Here is a 14,822-nt window from a genome sequence, read left to right on the forward strand (position 1 = left end):
GGAGTATCTGGATGGAAGCACTGAGCCATGCGCCAATCTCAGAAGGGGTTGGTATTGTACGTACTCAACGCATGTATTGGACCACCCCGCTGAAGCTGACTAGTGGCGCCACACTGGGTCCACTAACGTTAGCCTACGAAACATACGGTGAGTTAGCACCTGATCGCTCAAATGCAATTTTGATCTTGCATGCACTGTCCGGTGATGCCCACGCTGCCGGTTACCATCATCCTACCGACCGCAAACCGGGTTGGTGGGATGCGATGATCGGGCCGGGACGTGCGTTTGATACGAATCGCTACTTTGTTATCTGCTCGAACGTGATCGGCGGTTGTCGTGGTTCAACCGGCCCCTCGAGTCCACACCCGGCGGATGGAAAGCCTTATGGCTCGCGCTTTCCCATTATTACGATTGAAGACATGGTGCGTGCCCAACAACGTCTGATCGATGCGTTGGAGATAGATACCCTCCTGGCGGTTGCAGGAGGCTCGATGGGAGGGTTTCAAGCCCTGGCCTGGGCAGTGGAGTACCCGGAACGGGTACGCGGTGCGATCTTGCTCGCGACCAGTGCCCGCTCTAGCCCACAGACGGTCGCCTGGAATTATATTGGACGACGGGCCATTATGGCCGATCCCCGCTGGCGAGGCGGCGATTACTACGATGGCGAACCACCGCGTGATGGTTTGGCTGTGGCGCGTATGCTTGGGCATATCACCTACCTATGTGAGGAGAAGCTCGAACAGCGCTTTGGCCGTCGGGTTGACAGCGAGACGCTCGATCTTGGGCCGCGCTTTGCTATTGAACACTATCTTGAACATCAAGCGGCCCGTTTCAACGATCGGTTTGACGCCAATTCGTACCTGGTGATTACTCGTGCAATGGATAGCTGGGATCTGGCCGCACGCTACGGTTCCCTGGAAGCGGCTTTCGATCTGGCGCGTGCTCGCTTCCTGGCACTGGCTTACAGTAGTGATTGGCTCTACCCCCCAACCGAAACGTACCGGATGGCAGCCGCAGCCCAGAGTGTCGGTCGATCATTCACCACTCACTTGATCACAACCGATGCCGGACACGATGCGTTCTTGACCGATACAACAGCACAGAGTGTGCTGATTCGTGATTTCCTTGAACAGTTGATGAAAGAATAGATGTTATATTAACAAAACTTTTACTCTCTTTCCCCTTGTAAAAATACTATCTGACAGCGTATAATGAAAGCTGGCTGGCAAACATACTGGACGGTGATTTTTTGTGCAACCCGTTACTACGGCTGAAATTCCCAGGCAGCGCCAATATGCCATTGGCGTTACATGTTTGTCTTGTTTTTATCGCAGCAATCCTTCTCTCTTATAGGCAGTAATTCGGTATTCAGATGACATCGAATGGGAAGGATAGTTCATTCTGGCGGGCATGACCGAACTTCAGCCGAATCATGCAGATCATCATGACGAAGCCGCTCAGGTGCAGCGGTGCAAAGAATTGGAACGGGTACTGCTCGAAGCGCAAACGGCAGCCTCGGCAGCGGCTCGCGCCAAGAGCGCGTTTCTCACCAATATCAGTCACGAATTGCGCACACCGTTAACAACTATTCTAGGATACTGTGAGCTGCTCTATGAAGATGTTCGAGAAGGTACGTTATCTCCGGAGCGGGCGAAAGATCAACTGACCAGAATGCGTGGAGCAGCCGAACAACTATTGCATCTGATCAATGATATGATCGAGCTGGCCAGGCTGGAAGCCGGTGATGTTACAATTGTGCCCGGACGATGGCCGATTAGCTTACTGGTTGATGAGGTACAAAACACAATAACTCCGCTGGCACAGGCTCAGCAGAATTCCCTGATTGTTGACCTGAAGGTTGATCCACGCAAGATTATTATCATCGATCGCGACAAAGTGCGACGGATTTTGTTGAATCTGTTGCAGAATGCCGTAAAATTCACGCATCGCGGTGAAATCAAACTGACCGTCGCTGTTCAAGAGCATGCCGATGGCTCGGCAATGTTGAACCTTAGCGTGAGCGATACCGGCATTGGAATGAGTGCGGCCCAGCTTGATCGCTTGTTTGAGCCATTCACGCGGTTTGAAGAACCGCTCACCCAACGCTCCGGCGGCGTAGGTATTGGACTGGCCATTGCCAGACAACTTTGTCATCGTATGGGAGGACTGATTGCGGTGAAAAGCCAGCCAGGACAAGGGACAACCTTTTTTATCACTATTCCCCTTATCGAGACAGAAACAATGTAACCTATGGCCGAGAAGCTCAATTCAATGCGTTTACTCGAACGTTATAGCATTCCTTATACCATCCACAAATATGATCCATCCGCGCCAGATGCAGTAGCAGTAGCCGCAGCTCTTGACGTGCCGGCAGCGCATGTCTTCAAAACCCTGGTTGTCAGTGGTACTGGAACGCGCCCACTGCTGGCAATGATCCCGGCAGATTGTCAGCTTCATCTCAAACGACTGGCATCACTCGTCGGTGTGAAACACCTCGACCTGGTTCCGCGTGAAGTGGTCGAACGACTCACCGGCCTACGAATCGGTGGAATTGGAGCTTTGGCGTTAACGACAAAACGTTGGGCATCGTACCTCGACGAGTCGGCGCTGGATCATTCGCGTATTTATGTCAATGCCGGTCAACGTGGTACCATGATCGGTCTGGCGCCAACCGATCTGGTGAAGGTCGTAGATGCCACAACTGCGGCGATCGCTCTCCGCCATGGAGAAGTTTGCAACGTTCCTTACCTCCATGACCGTGGCAACAAAGCGAGTAGCGAAGAGTGAAGAGTGAGCGAGACGAGCAGCCCATCAAGTATCCCCATGGGTGAAAGGTAGATCGATCACCACCATAGTTGCGAGGTTAGCAGTACTGTGCTAGAATATGAGCGGTGGCGACGTAGCAAAGTGGTAATGCAGCGGTCTGCAAAACCGCCATTCGCGGGTTCGATTCCCGCCGTCGCCTCCAGGTTGTTCTGCTAACGAGAGGTTTCTTACCTCTCGTTCTTTGTTTCAAAACCCAAATATGCGCATTCTCTGTGCCCTGACCTATTACCGTCCTTATACCAGTGGTCTTACCATCTACGTTGAGCGACTGGCCCGCGGATTAGTCCGTCGCGGTCATCATGTGACGGTTCTGACCTCTCAATACGATCCGAGCTTACCAAAGCTGGAATGGATTGATGGGGTGCGTATCATGCGGGCGCCAGTCCTCGCTCGGGTCAGCAAAGGTGTGATCATGCCCACCTTCGGCTGGCTGGCCACACGGCTCGCACTGGAGCACGATGCAATGAGCCTGCATCTACCGCAATTCGATGCCCCTGGTCTGGCTCTGCGCGGACGTATCCTCAAACAACCAGTTGTGCTAACCTACCATAGCGACTTGAAATTACCACCGGGTCTGCTGAACCAGATCGCGAATCGGGTTGTCAACGTTACCAATCAGATCGCCGCAGCCCTAGCAACGCGAATTGTTGCCTACACCCAGGATTTCGCCGACTCTTCACCCTATCTGCGGCGATGGCAGCACAAAGTAACCATCATTCCCCCACCGGTCGAAGTGGCCGATATTCCAGAAACGGAAATTCAAGCGTTCCGCCGACGCTGGAACTTGCAGGGACCGGTGATTGGGATGGCCGCCCGGCTAGCAGCCGAAAAGGGAGTGGAGGTGCTCCTTGAGGCATTGCCACGGATTCTAGCGGTCTACCCAACGGCAAGAGTGCTCTTTGCCGGTCAACACGAGCACGTTTTGGGTGAAGAAGAATACGCCCGCCGACTTGCCCCGCTGCTTGATCGATTTCGCGATCACTGGACGTTTCTCGGTATCCTTAGCCCTAAAGAGATGGCAGCCTTCTTTCCCAACCTTGATGTACTGGTCGTTCCATCATTGAATTCAACCGAAACGTTTGGTCTGGTGCAGGTGGAAGCGATGCTTTGTGGAACCCCCACCGTCGCCAGCAATCTGCCAGGAGTACGCCAGCCACCTCTCATGACCGGAATGGGGAAGGTGGTTCCGGTTGGTGATGCGGTGGCGCTGGCTGATGCTATTTTGGAAATCATTGCCCATCGTGCGCACTATGTGCGTCCGCGTGCGGACATTGCAGCATTATTCAGCACTGAACGCACTGTTATCGAATATGAGCGACTCTTTCGCCAGCTCGGAGTCGCCAGTTGAGCATGAACGCGGTACAATACCCTCAGAAGACATTGAACAGCGCGATGTAAAGTATGCCCGATTATTTACGACCACATTTACTGACACTCCCAATCCACCGGGCAATGATCCGGTCGATAGAAGCCCGTCTTTTTTCCGAACTGGCACCCGATCTACCGGAACCGATCATTGATATTGGTTCGGGTGATGGGACGTTCGTTCAAATTGCATTACCCAACAAACGGATTGTCGGTATTGATCCGCGTAAGGCTGACACCCACGAAGCGGCTCGGCGCGGCGTTTATACCGGTCTCTGTGTTGCCAACGGCGCGGCGCTCCCGTTTCCTGATCAATCGTTTGCCGCAGCGATCTCGAATTGCGTGCTCGAACATGTCGTGCCACTCGATCAGACATTACGTGAAATTGCACGAGTCGTGCGGCCAGGCAGCCTCTTTGTCGCATCGGTCGTGGGAGATCGTTTCCCAAATGCCTTGTTAGGTACCTGGTTGCTACATCGGTTGGGGTTAGATGGGAACATATATGGACGCTGGTTTAATCGCATCTCGTACCATTATAATACCCTGAGCCGCGCCGAGTGGAGCAAACGGTTTGATCGAGCCGGCTTTACCGTCGAAGTCTGTCGCCCGTACCTGACCGATGCCGCGTTAAAGCTGTTTGATGTGAGCCATTATTACGGTGCACCGAGTTTGATAACTCGTGCCTTGACCGGGCGCTGGTTGCTGGCCCCACCATTTACGCCTAACCTGTTGTGGGAGCCGATTCTACGTCGCATTTACGAAGCGCCAGCACCGGAAGATGGCCCCTGCTATTTCTTCGTTCTGCGGAGGCGCCATGACTGAGTCAACAATCACTGCCGCCGAGCTGACCGCAGCCGGAAAAGCAGCGCTGATTGCCGGTGATACGGTGACGGCGCGGTTACGGTTTCGCGAGGCGCTTGAGCTAGACCCCAATTATGTCGAAGCCCTGCTTGGTATGGCCGCCGCAGTGCGGCCGTACCGTGATAAACGTGAGTATTTGTTGCGTATACTGGCCATTGAACCCGACCATCCTGAAGCCAGGGCAACCCTTACTCATATTGAGGAACGGTTGGCTGCCGGCGAATTGCTCGCCCCGACCGGTGTTCAGGTTCGCGAGCGCGATGAGGCAATTGCCGCTGAAGAACCGCCACAACCGCTAAGCGAGACAATCGCAGAAAGCCTGGTCTGCTACCGCCATCCACAGCGTGAAACCGGGCTGCGTTGCACCAGTTGTAGTCGGCCAATTTGCACGGAATGCGCCCGCGCCACACCTGTGGGGCACATCTGCCCGGAATGTGCGCGTGAACGCACACCGGTAAACTATCAGGTTGGGCCAACTCAACTCCTGATTGCCGGAGTGGTCGCACTTATCTATGCCCTGATAGTGACCTTTGTGGCAGGGGTTGTTATTGGTTGGGCAGGATTTTTCGGCTTCATTGTGGCCTTCCTGCTCGGGCCAATGACCGGCAATGCCCTTTCACGGTTGATCGACTGGGCGACCGGGCGTAAACGGGGGCGCATGCTGATGATCGTCGTGAGTGTGGCTTATGCCTGTGGGTCACTACCATACATTGGGCTGATTATTTTGCTAGGTGGATTCCCACTCGCACTCCTCTTCTATTCGATCATCGTCGTCACGACCGCGCTAGCATGGCTGCGTTGATAACAGTTTGTTTATCATCAACAACAATCCAGCAGGTGGTGATACAATAGAGGCATCAATAATCGTTTAGGATGCCGAAACGGCCCTGCACGGGTGAGAGAGCTACGCCACACTGCGCCGCAACAATGCAGCGCTTCACCCGGCACCGGTAGCGGCGCAGTCTGATGCGCCGGAAGCTGTAAGGGGAGGCGTTATGAGCGAAGAGCACCCAATGAAATTGGCAGTTCGTGGCGACAAAAACCCTCTCGATGTGATCGAAAAACGGCTACGTGAGCAGATTTTCGGGCAGGAACGGGCAATTGAAAGTGTCATTCGCGTCCTAAACCGTTCTCGGTTTGGCTTTTCAGCCGGAAATTCACGCCGCCCGCGCGCAACCCTGCTTTTCCTCGGCCCTACCGGTGTCGGTAAAACGGCAACTGCACGCGCACTGGCCGAACTCCTGCGCCCGGACGGCAGTGCGTTTCTTAAGATTGACTGTTCGCTCTTCAGTCAGGGCCACGAAGTAAGTGCTCTGGTCGGCGCGCCACCAAGCTATGTCGGGCGTGATCAGAAACCTCTTCTCAACCCTGACATCATCGAACAAGAGAACAGTGTAGTCTTATTTGATGAAATTGAGAAGGGTCAGCCAGAACTGTGGAATCTCCTCTTGCAAGTGATGGAAGACGGCGAGATTCTGCTGCTCAATGGTGGCCGTCGGGTGAGCTTTCAACAGAGCATTGTTATCTTCACCACCAATGTTGGCGCCAAAGAGATGGTTGATTTTCTTGATCGGCGAACCATCGGGTTCCGTACTCCGCACAAGGACGTTGAAGCAACCGGTCGCGAAATCTACCAGATTGGGTTTGAAGCATTACAGAAAGTGTTTCAGCCGGAATGGATTAACCGGCTTGATGAGATTATCGCCTTTCGTCCCCTTTCCGCCGACACGCTCAGCCAGGTCTTTGATCGGATGATTGCTGAATGTAACCAGCAGTATATCCGCTATGCAATCCAATTACGGGTAACCCCCGAAGCCAAAGAGTATCTGCTCAACAAAGGGTTCGATTCACGTTTTGGCGCTCGTCCGCTGCGTCAGCGTATTTTAAAAGACATTGAAGCCCCGCTGGCCGACTTACTTGCTTCAGGAGGCATTCCAGCCGGTAGCCTTGTTGAGCTACGCTATACCGGCATTGACCAGCATGGTCAGGCCCTTCAGTTTTACTATGCCGAAGCACCGGAATTGATCGAGCGGGCAGAGGAGTTACGCCAACGCGAATTACAACGGCTTGCGGTTGGGCAGAGTGATGGCCCGCAGCCACCTAGTGTGAGTCTGACGCACGAACGGAGCAACGCCGCTGAGGGTGGTATCTTTACCACACGCGGCCCTCGTGTAACTCCACGTCGCGATCCGCTGTTTGGTGAACGGTAAGGGTTGATCAAAAATCCATCGTTCCTATCGCTGGCTGGGTATTACAGAATGCCCCCATATCGAACGGTGGTGACAAGTCGATGCATGGGCACCCCGACGCGATTGACCGCATGCGCGGTATGCACTTGATCGGCAACACGGCATAGAAAAGGGCGCACTATGTGCGCCCTTCTACAAGCAATCAGACCATCTCATCACGATCACGGTGCGTTAGGGTTTGGGCGACGCGCCACCGACAAGTCGGGTTCAGCACCTTCGGCAAGCGGTCGCTTGAGCATAATATAGCTGCGCCCTGGCATCACTGGCTGCACACCACACACTTCCCAGCCTTCAGCACCTAACCCGTTGAGAAAGCGACGGGCAAATCCGGTATTCCGCTCACCCGCCTCTGGATAGCTCTCTTTGCCCTCGACCGAAACACGCTGCCATGCTTCGACAAACACTACCTTGTACTCCCAGCGCATACTATCTACTCCTTTGTTTGTTGTAGAGCGGCGGGTGACCGTGGCGCCGGTCACCCATCGCTATCGTTTGTCCCGGTTTGTTGGGCACACTTGTAGTGTAGGACAAATTTCGCGTAATGTCAATTACACAATTACACTTTTGCAAAATGTCCGAGCATGACTCTTTCAACAGTCACTTGTGAGAGCCAATCCGAAATATCCTGTTGCAGGAGCAGGCGCAGTTGGTGAACCAACCTACGGAAGGGGCGTCGTCTTCCTCGACGAGAGCGGTATCAGGTAGAAACTAAACGGATCACCCCTGGAACAACCAGCTCGTGCGATCACGATCAGAATACGTTGCACCGGGAAATAACCAATGGAAACAGATGAACGGTACCGACAAGCCGTCCGATTGGCGGCTCATTATCTCCCGCCGATAGACAAATAAAAAAGGTTTTTAGTTTTTTTATTGACAATAGCCTGAAATCCTGGTAGACTGTACAGTAGTAGTTCGGAGTAGTGCGACTATGGATACCACACGTTATTCGCCCGACAGTCCAGCCGGCATCATCTTGCGCCACTTGCAACGCCATGCGCGGGCCACGGTCAAAGAGTTGGCCGATTTGCTCGGTGTTAGTACGACCGCAGTGCGCGATCATCTCGTGCATTTGCAGGCTGAAGGCATGGTTGAGGTTTCCAGTGAGCGGAATGGGCCGGGGCGTCCGCGGTTAGTGTATAGTCTGTCTGAAAAAGCTCAGAAATCCTTTCCTAAACAGTACGACCGCCTAATCAGCACATTGCTGCGCGAGTTGATCGAGCTGGAAGGGGAAGGAAAAGTTGAGCAACTCCTCGACCGGGTCAGTCAGCGTCTGGCGAGTGAGTATGCCGACCGTATGGCCGGTGCCGATGTGGCTGCACGGCTGAACGAGCTGCGGGCATTACTCGAACAGCGCGGGGTACCGGCCGAGATTGATCCGGAAGGCGATGTGTTACGCCTGTTCGCATGCCCGTACTACGATGTTGCAGCCGATTACCCAGAAGTGTGCTCAATGGAGCGGCGGATGATCGAGTATGTGTTAGGCGAGAAGCTGGTGCTCGAAGATACCATTCGGTCCGGCGCGCATAACTGCCGCTTCGTGCTGCGTCCGCAGGATATTCCGTTAATGACGGAACCAGCGGCCGCTGATTCAGGGTCTAACGTGTAGTTTCGTTTTCTGTATGATGAGGAGTCCATGAGCAACGATCTAGTTATCAAAGACCTCTATGCCCGTATCGGCGATAAAGAGATTTTACGCGGTGTCAATCTGACGGTTCGTCAGGGCACGATCCACGCCATTATGGGGCCGAACGGCAGCGGTAAAAGCACGTTGTCGTACATTATTGCCGGGCATCCCGCTTATGAGGTGACCGGTGGCGAAATCTGGTACAAAGGTCATAACCTGCTCGAACTTGAACCGGATGAGCGAAGCCGATTAGGGGTATTCCTTGCATTTCAGTATCCGGTGGCCGTTCCGGGAGTGACAGTCGCAAATTTCTTGCGCTCGGCAATCAACGCGCACCGCGCTGAAGAGGGAAAAGACCCGAAAGAGACGGCTATTTCGGCAGCCGAGTTCCGCAAATTGTTGCGCGAAGGGCTGAATATGCTTGAAATGGACGAGAGCTTTGCTCGTCGTTATCTGAACGATGGTTTTAGTGGTGGCGAAAAGAAGCGGCTTGAGATTTTGCAGATGATGCTGTTGAAGCCATCACTGGCCGTGCTCGATGAAACCGACTCAGGGCTTGACATCGATGCGCTTCGGATTGTTGCAAATGGGGTGAATCGGATGGCCGGCCCAGATATGGGGGTATTGGTCATCACGCACTACCAACGCTTGCTGAATTATATCAAACCCGACGTGGTGTCGGTCATGATAGATGGACGGATTGTTCGCCAGGGTGGCCCCGAGCTGGCGCTAGAGCTGGAAGAGAAGGGGTACGACTGGCTCCGTGAAGAGCTGACCGGTGCGGCATAAGGGAGACGTGCATGACAACTACACTGCCTACCCTGAATGAGATCAGCGCCGATTTTGTTGTTGCCCGTTCGCAAGCAGCCGGTGAGCCGGTTTGGCTCACGGAACGTCGGCGTGAGGCATGGATCACGTTTGCCCAGATGAGTCCACCAGAGTGGCGACGTACCGACCTGAGCAAACTCGATCCAACGACGATTGCACCCTCTGATGGTGCGCACGCGACAGCCATTCAATGGGATCCTGCTTTAAGCGCGCAGGGTGTCGTCTTTACAACGCTGGCTGCCGCTCTCCATACCCACGAGGCGCTGATTCAACGTTATATTGATACGGCTGTGGAGCCGTTGAAGCATAAATTTAGCGCACTCCGCGCTGCACTCTGGCAAGATGGTGCGCTGCTCTACGTACCAAAGGGTGTGGCGATTGAGATGCCACTGCGCCTGATTTACACTCTCGGCGCCGATGGAGTCGCGATCTTCCCGCGCACCCTGGTCATTATCGAACCACAAGCGAGTGTGACGCTGATCGAGGAGTTTACCTCACCTGACCTGCGTGCCGGTTCGTTTGCCGGCCCGATTACCGAGATCTTTGTCGGTGATGGTGCCAGCGTCCGGTTTATCAGTATCCAGCATTGGGGTGCTGGGGTTTACCACCTGGCCGGACAGCGTGCGATATTACAGCGTGATGCCAATCTGGAATGGACGTCAATAAACCTCGGTAGTCAGGTACAACATATTGAAGCTGAAACCACGCTGGTAGGGAATGGTTCCCGACTAAATTGGTTGGGGGCAACATTTGCGTCTGATAGCCAGAATCTGGTGATTGCACCATGGATGCGTCACGTTGGGCACAACTGTGAGAGCTTTATGCAGTTCAAGACGGTAGTGAATGATACTGCCTACAGTGTGTTCGACGGTATGATCAAGATTGAGCATGAATCTGCGGGAACCAGCACCCGTTTGGAAGAGCACGCCCTACATCTCAGTCCAAAAGCGCGTAATGATAGCATTCCTGGTCTGATGATTAGTACCAACGATGTGCTTAAGGGTGGTCATGCTTCAACCAGCGGTGATATTGATGAAGAGCAGCTCTTCTATATGCAGACACGTGGGATTCCACGTGCAGAAGCACAGCGCATGATTGTCATGGGCTTCTTCGAGCCAGCCCTTGAGACAATCCCGTTGGAAGAGCTGCGGGCAGAGCTGACTGCCGAGATTGCGGCCAAGATTTGACGGTTCGGCGCCGCAGGCATTCTTTTGGTCTGCGGCACCCCCTGATCGGCAGCCCTGATAACAAGGTGTTGTGCCACATAGACTGACGCCGATACCTATCGGTGGCAGGTAAGGTCATCGATATGGCTATTCTATCCCAATTTGATGTACTTTCGCTGCGACGCGAGTTTCCTATCTTGCAGCAGCAGATGCATGGGAAACCGCTAGCCTTTCTCGATAGCGCAGCCTCATCACAAAAGCCAAGGCGGGTGATCGAAGCGCTGGAAGATTATTACCGGCGCTATAACGCCAACGTCCATCGTGGTGTCTACCGGCTGAGTGAAGAGGCAACGTTTGCCTACGAGCGGGCACGCGGGAAACTGGCACGGTTGATCAATGCGCCGAGCCAGCGCGAGGTCATCTTTGTGCGTAACACGACCGAAGCTATTAATCTGGTCGCGTATGCCTGGGGAGGAGCCAATATTCGGGCCGGTGACCGCATTTTGCTAACGATGATGGAACATCACTCGAATATTGTGCCCTGGCAGTTGTTGGCTCAACGAACCGGCGCCGAACTGATCTACCTGCCGTTCGATGGTCAGGGACGATTGGTTCTCGATGATCTCGACCGTTTGCTCGATGAACGAGTAAAGCTGGTTGCCTTTACGCATCAATCAAACGTCTTTGGAACGATTAATCCGGTTGCGCCGATTGTCGCCCGTGCACGAGCGGTTGGGGCACACGTCCTGCTCGATGCGGCGCAGAGTGTGCCGCATATGCCAGTCGATGTACAGGCGCTGGGTGTTGATTTTCTGGCCTTTAGCGGCCACAAGATGTGTGGCCCGACCGGAATTGGGGTGCTCTGGGGTCGGCGTGAACTGTTGAGCGCGATGCCGCCGTTTCTCGGTGGTGGTTCAATGATTGATGTGGTCGAACTGGACCACAGCACGTTTGCCGCCATACCGGCACGGTTTGAAGCCGGTACACCGGCAATCGGTGAGGCGATTGCGCTCGGTGAAGCCGCCGATTATCTGCAAGAGGTGGGACTAGCAGCCATTCATCAGCACGAACAGGAGCTAACTGCGTATGCCCTCGAACGGCTATCAACAGTGCCAGGGCTTACCATCTATGGGCCACCTGCCGGTCCTGATCGCGGTGGTGCGGTAAGTTTCAGTCTTGAAGGCGTTCATCCCCACGATGTTGCAGCCATTCTCGATCAGGAAGGGGTTGCAGTACGCGCCGGGCATCATTGTACACAGCCGTTACACCGGGTTCTTGGCGTTCCGGCTACGACACGAGCCAGTTTCTACCTCTACAATCTGCCAGAGGAAATTGATCGGCTGGTTGCCGGTTTGCACAAGGCCAGGAAAATTTTTGGCTGATGGAGTAGCAACATGGATGACATTTATCGTGAACAAATCCTCGACCATGCCCGTCATCCGCGGAATTTCGGTCATTTACCGGCGCCGACGGTTGTGCGCGAAGAGCGCAATCCACTCTGTGGCGACCAGATTCGGCTCGAACTGGCCATTGCCGACGATGTGATCACCGATGTACGTTTTACCGGTCGCGGCTGCGCGATCAGTCAAGCCAGCGCATCGCTGCTGACTGAGGCCATTAAAGGGAAGTCGGTCGCGGAAGCTAAACAAATCAGCAAAGATGACCTGCTTGAACTCATTGGGATTCCGCTGGCTCACAACCCAACCCGGCTTAAATGTGCCCTGCTTTCACTCAAGGCATTGAAAGCCGGATTGTACGGAGTGGATCACGAGGATGAGGATATATAAGCATCACTAGAAAGGGAGAATTACCGTGGTTGCTGAAGCTATCAATCTACAATTTGATTACTCGCGCTATGGCTTTCGCCAGGAAGAGCGCTATGTCTATAAAGCACCGAAAGGTCTGAATGAGCGCATTGTACGCGAACTGTCCGGCATGAAGGGTGAGCCGGAATGGATGCTCAAGCGGCGTTTGCGAGCACTCGAGATTTTCAACAAGAAGCCGACACCACTGGTCGGTATGTGGGCGAACCCAGAACTGGCCGAACTCAATTACGATGATATTCACTACTTCGTGCGTGCAAATGAGCGCCCACAAACCGATTGGGACGCTGTACCGCCGGAGATCAAGAACACCTTCGAGCGGCTGGGTATTCCCGAAGCCGAACGGAAGTTTCTGGCCGGTGTTGGTGCGCAGTATGAATCAGAGGTAGTGTACCACTCGCTGCGCGAAGAGTGGGCAAAACAAGGGGTTATTTTCCTCGATACCGACACGGCTTTGAAGGAATACCCTGAGTTCTTCAAAGAGTATTTTGGGACGATTGTGCCGGCTGCTGACAACAAGTATGCCGCTCTCAACACTGCTGTCTGGTCAGGCGGCTCGTTTGTGTATGTACCGAAAGGGGTAAAGGTCGATATTCCGCTGCAAGCCTACTTCCGCATTAACGCCGAGCGAATGGGTCAGTTTGAGCGGACGCTGATCATCATCGATGAGGGTGCGGAAGCTCACTACATCGAGGGCTGCACCGCGCCGATCTACAGCACCAATTCCCTCCACTCGGCGGTGGTTGAAGTGATTGTCAAGAAGGGTGGTAAGTTCCGCTATACCACGATTCAGAACTGGGCAAACAACATCTTTAACCTGGTTACCAAGCGGGCAGTGGCCTACGAAGAGGCCAGCATGGAGTGGGTCGATGGCAATATCGGCTCGAAGCTGACAATGAAGTATCCTTCGGTCTACCTGATGGGTCGTAAGGCGCGTGGTGAGGTGCTCTCGGTTGCCTACGCCGGTCGCGGCCAACACCAGGATGCCGGTGCAAAGATGATCCACCTCGCCCCCGAAACAACATCACGGATCACCAACAAATCGGTGAGCAAAGATGGTGGCAAGACGACCTACCGTGGTCTAGCTAAGGTGGCACCGGGGGCTTATGGTGCGAAGATTAACGTCAACTGTGACGCACTGATCCTCGATGAGCATTCGGCCTCGGATACTATTCCGTATATCGAGATCGAGGAGGATCGGTGTACACTGGCACACGAAGCGACCGTGGGTCGTATTGGCGCCGAACAGCTCTTCTATCTGATGAGTCGCGGCATTTCTGAGTCGGACGCACTCTCAATGATTGTGCTGGGTTTCATGGAGCCGTTCACTCGCGAGCTGCCGATGGAATACGCCGTTGAATTGAACCGGCTCATCCAGCTTGAGATGGAAGGGTCAGTAGGTTAGTCTCTGGCTTGGAAGGGTGACGAGGGGCGCTCCCAAGGTGTGGGAGCGCTCAGATTGTTTGTAGCCCGTCGCAAGACACTGAATGTACAATTTAGAAGCGCAGGCGGATGTCCACATCGACCGTTGGCAGGTGATGCAGGCCGGCAGCTCGCAGTGACGGAAGGGGTGTCCAACGTGTCCGGTATCCGTGCTGCGGAGCACGCCTGGCGGCTCTCCCCTTCCCCCTGGCCCTTTTCCTCTCCTCGTGGGGGAGAGGAAGGGGAAACGTGCAGCGCGGGGTGAACGTCGCTCACCTAACCCGTCACGCATAGCGCCTGGCGCTGCCTGACCGGTAAGGGGAACGTGCGGCGGATGGCGGAACAGAACGTTAGTCCACGAACACCATGGTCGCAGATGCACGGTACTGGCTCTAATACCAATCCTGTCTGTGCAAACCGTGTATCATCCTGCCGACGGTGCTGGTTCCCCCTGCAAGCGTGGGAGAAGGGGAGTGGGGTAGCTGACAGAATGCACCATCGTTCATTCACACAGGGGAAAATGCGGGCCGGAGGCCCGCGCTCCCAGGGGAAGAGACGAGCCGGAGGTCTGTGCTCCCAGGGGAAGATGCGGGCCGGAGGTCTGTGCTCCCAGGGGAAGATGCGAGCCGGAGGCCCGCGCTCCCAGGGGAAGAGA

Annotated in this window: 14 protein-coding genes and 1 tRNA gene; 14 read left to right on the forward strand and 1 reads right to left on the reverse strand. The window is 54.5% G+C overall.

Annotation, left to right across the window (positions count from 1 at the left end):
* Positions 1 to 11: 11 nt before the first annotated feature.
* The 8 genes from metX to JE47_RS0108085 all read left to right on the forward strand — a co-directional run bounded on the left by metX (position 12) and on the right by JE47_RS0108085 (position 7,262).
* Positions 12 to 1,148, forward strand: a complete 1,137-nt coding sequence (gene metX, locus JE47_RS0108050) for a homoserine O-acetyltransferase MetX (protein ID WP_031459262.1) — start codon at positions 12 to 14, stop codon at positions 1,146 to 1,148.
* Between the two features lie 262 nt (positions 1,149 to 1,410).
* Entirely contained in the window at positions 1,411 to 2,247 is an 837-nt protein-coding gene (locus JE47_RS0108055; RefSeq protein ID WP_051871100.1) for a sensor histidine kinase, read from the forward strand.
* 3 nt (positions 2,248 to 2,250) lie between these two features.
* Positions 2,251 to 2,787, forward strand: coding sequence for an aminoacyl-tRNA deacylase (locus tag JE47_RS0108060; protein ID WP_081910004.1), 537 nt, complete (start codon positions 2,251 to 2,253; stop codon positions 2,785 to 2,787).
* A 106-nt stretch (positions 2,788 to 2,893) separates the two neighbouring features.
* Positions 2,894 to 2,968: transfer RNA gene (locus JE47_RS0108065), tRNA-Cys, on the forward strand.
* A 57-nt stretch (positions 2,969 to 3,025) separates the two neighbouring features.
* A complete protein-coding gene (locus JE47_RS0108070; RefSeq protein WP_031459265.1) occupies positions 3,026 to 4,174 on the forward strand; it encodes a glycosyltransferase family 4 protein in 1,149 nt (382 codons plus the stop codon).
* 53 nt (positions 4,175 to 4,227) lie between these two features.
* Positions 4,228 to 5,013: a class I SAM-dependent methyltransferase gene (locus JE47_RS0108075; protein ID WP_031459266.1), complete on the forward strand. Its 786-nt coding sequence runs from the start codon at positions 4,228 to 4,230 to the stop codon at positions 5,011 to 5,013.
* Positions 5,006 to 5,854 carry a hypothetical protein gene (locus tag JE47_RS0108080; RefSeq protein WP_031459267.1) on the forward strand — a complete coding sequence of 283 codons (849 nt, stop codon included), beginning with the start codon at positions 5,006 to 5,008 and terminating at the stop codon, positions 5,852 to 5,854. Before JE47_RS0108075 ends, JE47_RS0108080 begins: the two co-directional genes overlap by 8 nt.
* 193 nt (positions 5,855 to 6,047) lie before the next feature.
* Positions 6,048 to 7,262: an AAA family ATPase gene (locus tag JE47_RS0108085; RefSeq protein ID WP_031459268.1), complete on the forward strand. Its 1,215-nt coding sequence runs from the start codon at positions 6,048 to 6,050 to the stop codon at positions 7,260 to 7,262.
* A 200-nt stretch (positions 7,263 to 7,462) separates the two neighbouring features.
* Here the strand turns inward: JE47_RS0108085 and JE47_RS0108090 are convergent, their stop codons facing one another.
* Positions 7,463 to 7,726 (reverse strand): hypothetical protein, encoded by a 264-nt coding sequence (locus JE47_RS0108090; RefSeq protein ID WP_031459269.1) that lies wholly within the window; start codon positions 7,724 to 7,726, stop codon positions 7,463 to 7,465.
* A 506-nt stretch (positions 7,727 to 8,232) separates the two neighbouring features.
* Here JE47_RS0108090 and JE47_RS0108095 point away from each other — a divergent pair.
* The 6 genes from JE47_RS0108095 to sufB all read left to right on the forward strand — a co-directional run bounded on the left by JE47_RS0108095 (position 8,233) and on the right by sufB (position 14,150).
* Positions 8,233 to 8,910, forward strand: a complete 678-nt coding sequence (locus JE47_RS0108095; RefSeq protein ID WP_031459270.1) for a helix-turn-helix transcriptional regulator — start codon at positions 8,233 to 8,235, stop codon at positions 8,908 to 8,910.
* Positions 8,911 to 8,937: 27 nt separating this feature from the next.
* Positions 8,938 to 9,717: a Fe-S cluster assembly ATPase SufC gene (gene sufC / locus JE47_RS0108100; protein WP_031459271.1), complete on the forward strand. Its 780-nt coding sequence runs from the start codon at positions 8,938 to 8,940 to the stop codon at positions 9,715 to 9,717.
* An 11-nt stretch (positions 9,718 to 9,728) separates the two neighbouring features.
* Positions 9,729 to 10,943 carry a Fe-S cluster assembly protein SufD gene (gene sufD / locus JE47_RS0108105; protein WP_031459272.1) on the forward strand — a complete coding sequence of 405 codons (1,215 nt, stop codon included), beginning with the start codon at positions 9,729 to 9,731 and terminating at the stop codon, positions 10,941 to 10,943.
* Between the two features lie 122 nt (positions 10,944 to 11,065).
* Positions 11,066 to 12,304: a cysteine desulfurase gene (locus JE47_RS0108110; protein ID WP_031459273.1), complete on the forward strand. Its 1,239-nt coding sequence runs from the start codon at positions 11,066 to 11,068 to the stop codon at positions 12,302 to 12,304.
* A 12-nt stretch (positions 12,305 to 12,316) separates the two neighbouring features.
* Positions 12,317 to 12,709 carry a Fe-S cluster assembly sulfur transfer protein SufU gene (gene sufU, locus JE47_RS0108115; protein ID WP_031459274.1) on the forward strand — a complete coding sequence of 131 codons (393 nt, stop codon included), beginning with the start codon at positions 12,317 to 12,319 and terminating at the stop codon, positions 12,707 to 12,709.
* A gap of 25 nt (positions 12,710 to 12,734) precedes the next feature.
* A complete protein-coding gene (gene sufB / locus JE47_RS0108120; protein ID WP_031459275.1) occupies positions 12,735 to 14,150 on the forward strand; it encodes a Fe-S cluster assembly protein SufB in 1,416 nt (471 codons plus the stop codon).
* The last annotated feature ends 672 nt before the right edge of the window (positions 14,151 to 14,822 follow it).

The sequence above is a fragment of the Chloroflexus sp. MS-G genome, assembly GCF_000735195.1.
Lineage (GTDB): Bacteria > Chloroflexota > Chloroflexia > Chloroflexales > Chloroflexaceae > Chloroflexus.

What these genes read in the sequence shown, in the direction of transcription:
- metX (WP_031459262.1), top strand. Translation starts at nt 12, where the DNA reads ATGGAAGCACTGAGCCATGCGCCAATCTCAGAAGGGGTTGGTATTGTA.
- JE47_RS0108055 (WP_051871100.1), top strand. Translation starts at nt 1,411, where the DNA reads ATGACCGAACTTCAGCCGAATCATGCAGATCATCATGACGAAGCCGCT.
- JE47_RS0108060 (WP_081910004.1), top strand. Translation starts at nt 2,251, where the DNA reads ATGGCCGAGAAGCTCAATTCAATGCGTTTACTCGAACGTTATAGCATT.
- JE47_RS0108070 (WP_031459265.1), top strand. Translation starts at nt 3,026, where the DNA reads ATGCGCATTCTCTGTGCCCTGACCTATTACCGTCCTTATACCAGTGGT.
- JE47_RS0108075 (WP_031459266.1), top strand. Translation starts at nt 4,228, where the DNA reads ATGCCCGATTATTTACGACCACATTTACTGACACTCCCAATCCACCGG.
- JE47_RS0108080 (WP_031459267.1), top strand. Translation starts at nt 5,006, where the DNA reads ATGACTGAGTCAACAATCACTGCCGCCGAGCTGACCGCAGCCGGAAAA.
- JE47_RS0108085 (WP_031459268.1), top strand. Translation starts at nt 6,048, where the DNA reads ATGAGCGAAGAGCACCCAATGAAATTGGCAGTTCGTGGCGACAAAAAC.
- JE47_RS0108090 (WP_031459269.1), bottom strand. Translation starts at nt 7,726, where the DNA reads ATGCGCTGGGAGTACAAGGTAGTGTTTGTCGAAGCATGGCAGCGTGTT.
- JE47_RS0108095 (WP_031459270.1), top strand. Translation starts at nt 8,233, where the DNA reads ATGGATACCACACGTTATTCGCCCGACAGTCCAGCCGGCATCATCTTG.
- sufC (WP_031459271.1), top strand. Translation starts at nt 8,938, where the DNA reads ATGAGCAACGATCTAGTTATCAAAGACCTCTATGCCCGTATCGGCGAT.
- sufD (WP_031459272.1), top strand. Translation starts at nt 9,729, where the DNA reads ATGACAACTACACTGCCTACCCTGAATGAGATCAGCGCCGATTTTGTT.
- JE47_RS0108110 (WP_031459273.1), top strand. Translation starts at nt 11,066, where the DNA reads ATGGCTATTCTATCCCAATTTGATGTACTTTCGCTGCGACGCGAGTTT.
- sufU (WP_031459274.1), top strand. Translation starts at nt 12,317, where the DNA reads ATGGATGACATTTATCGTGAACAAATCCTCGACCATGCCCGTCATCCG.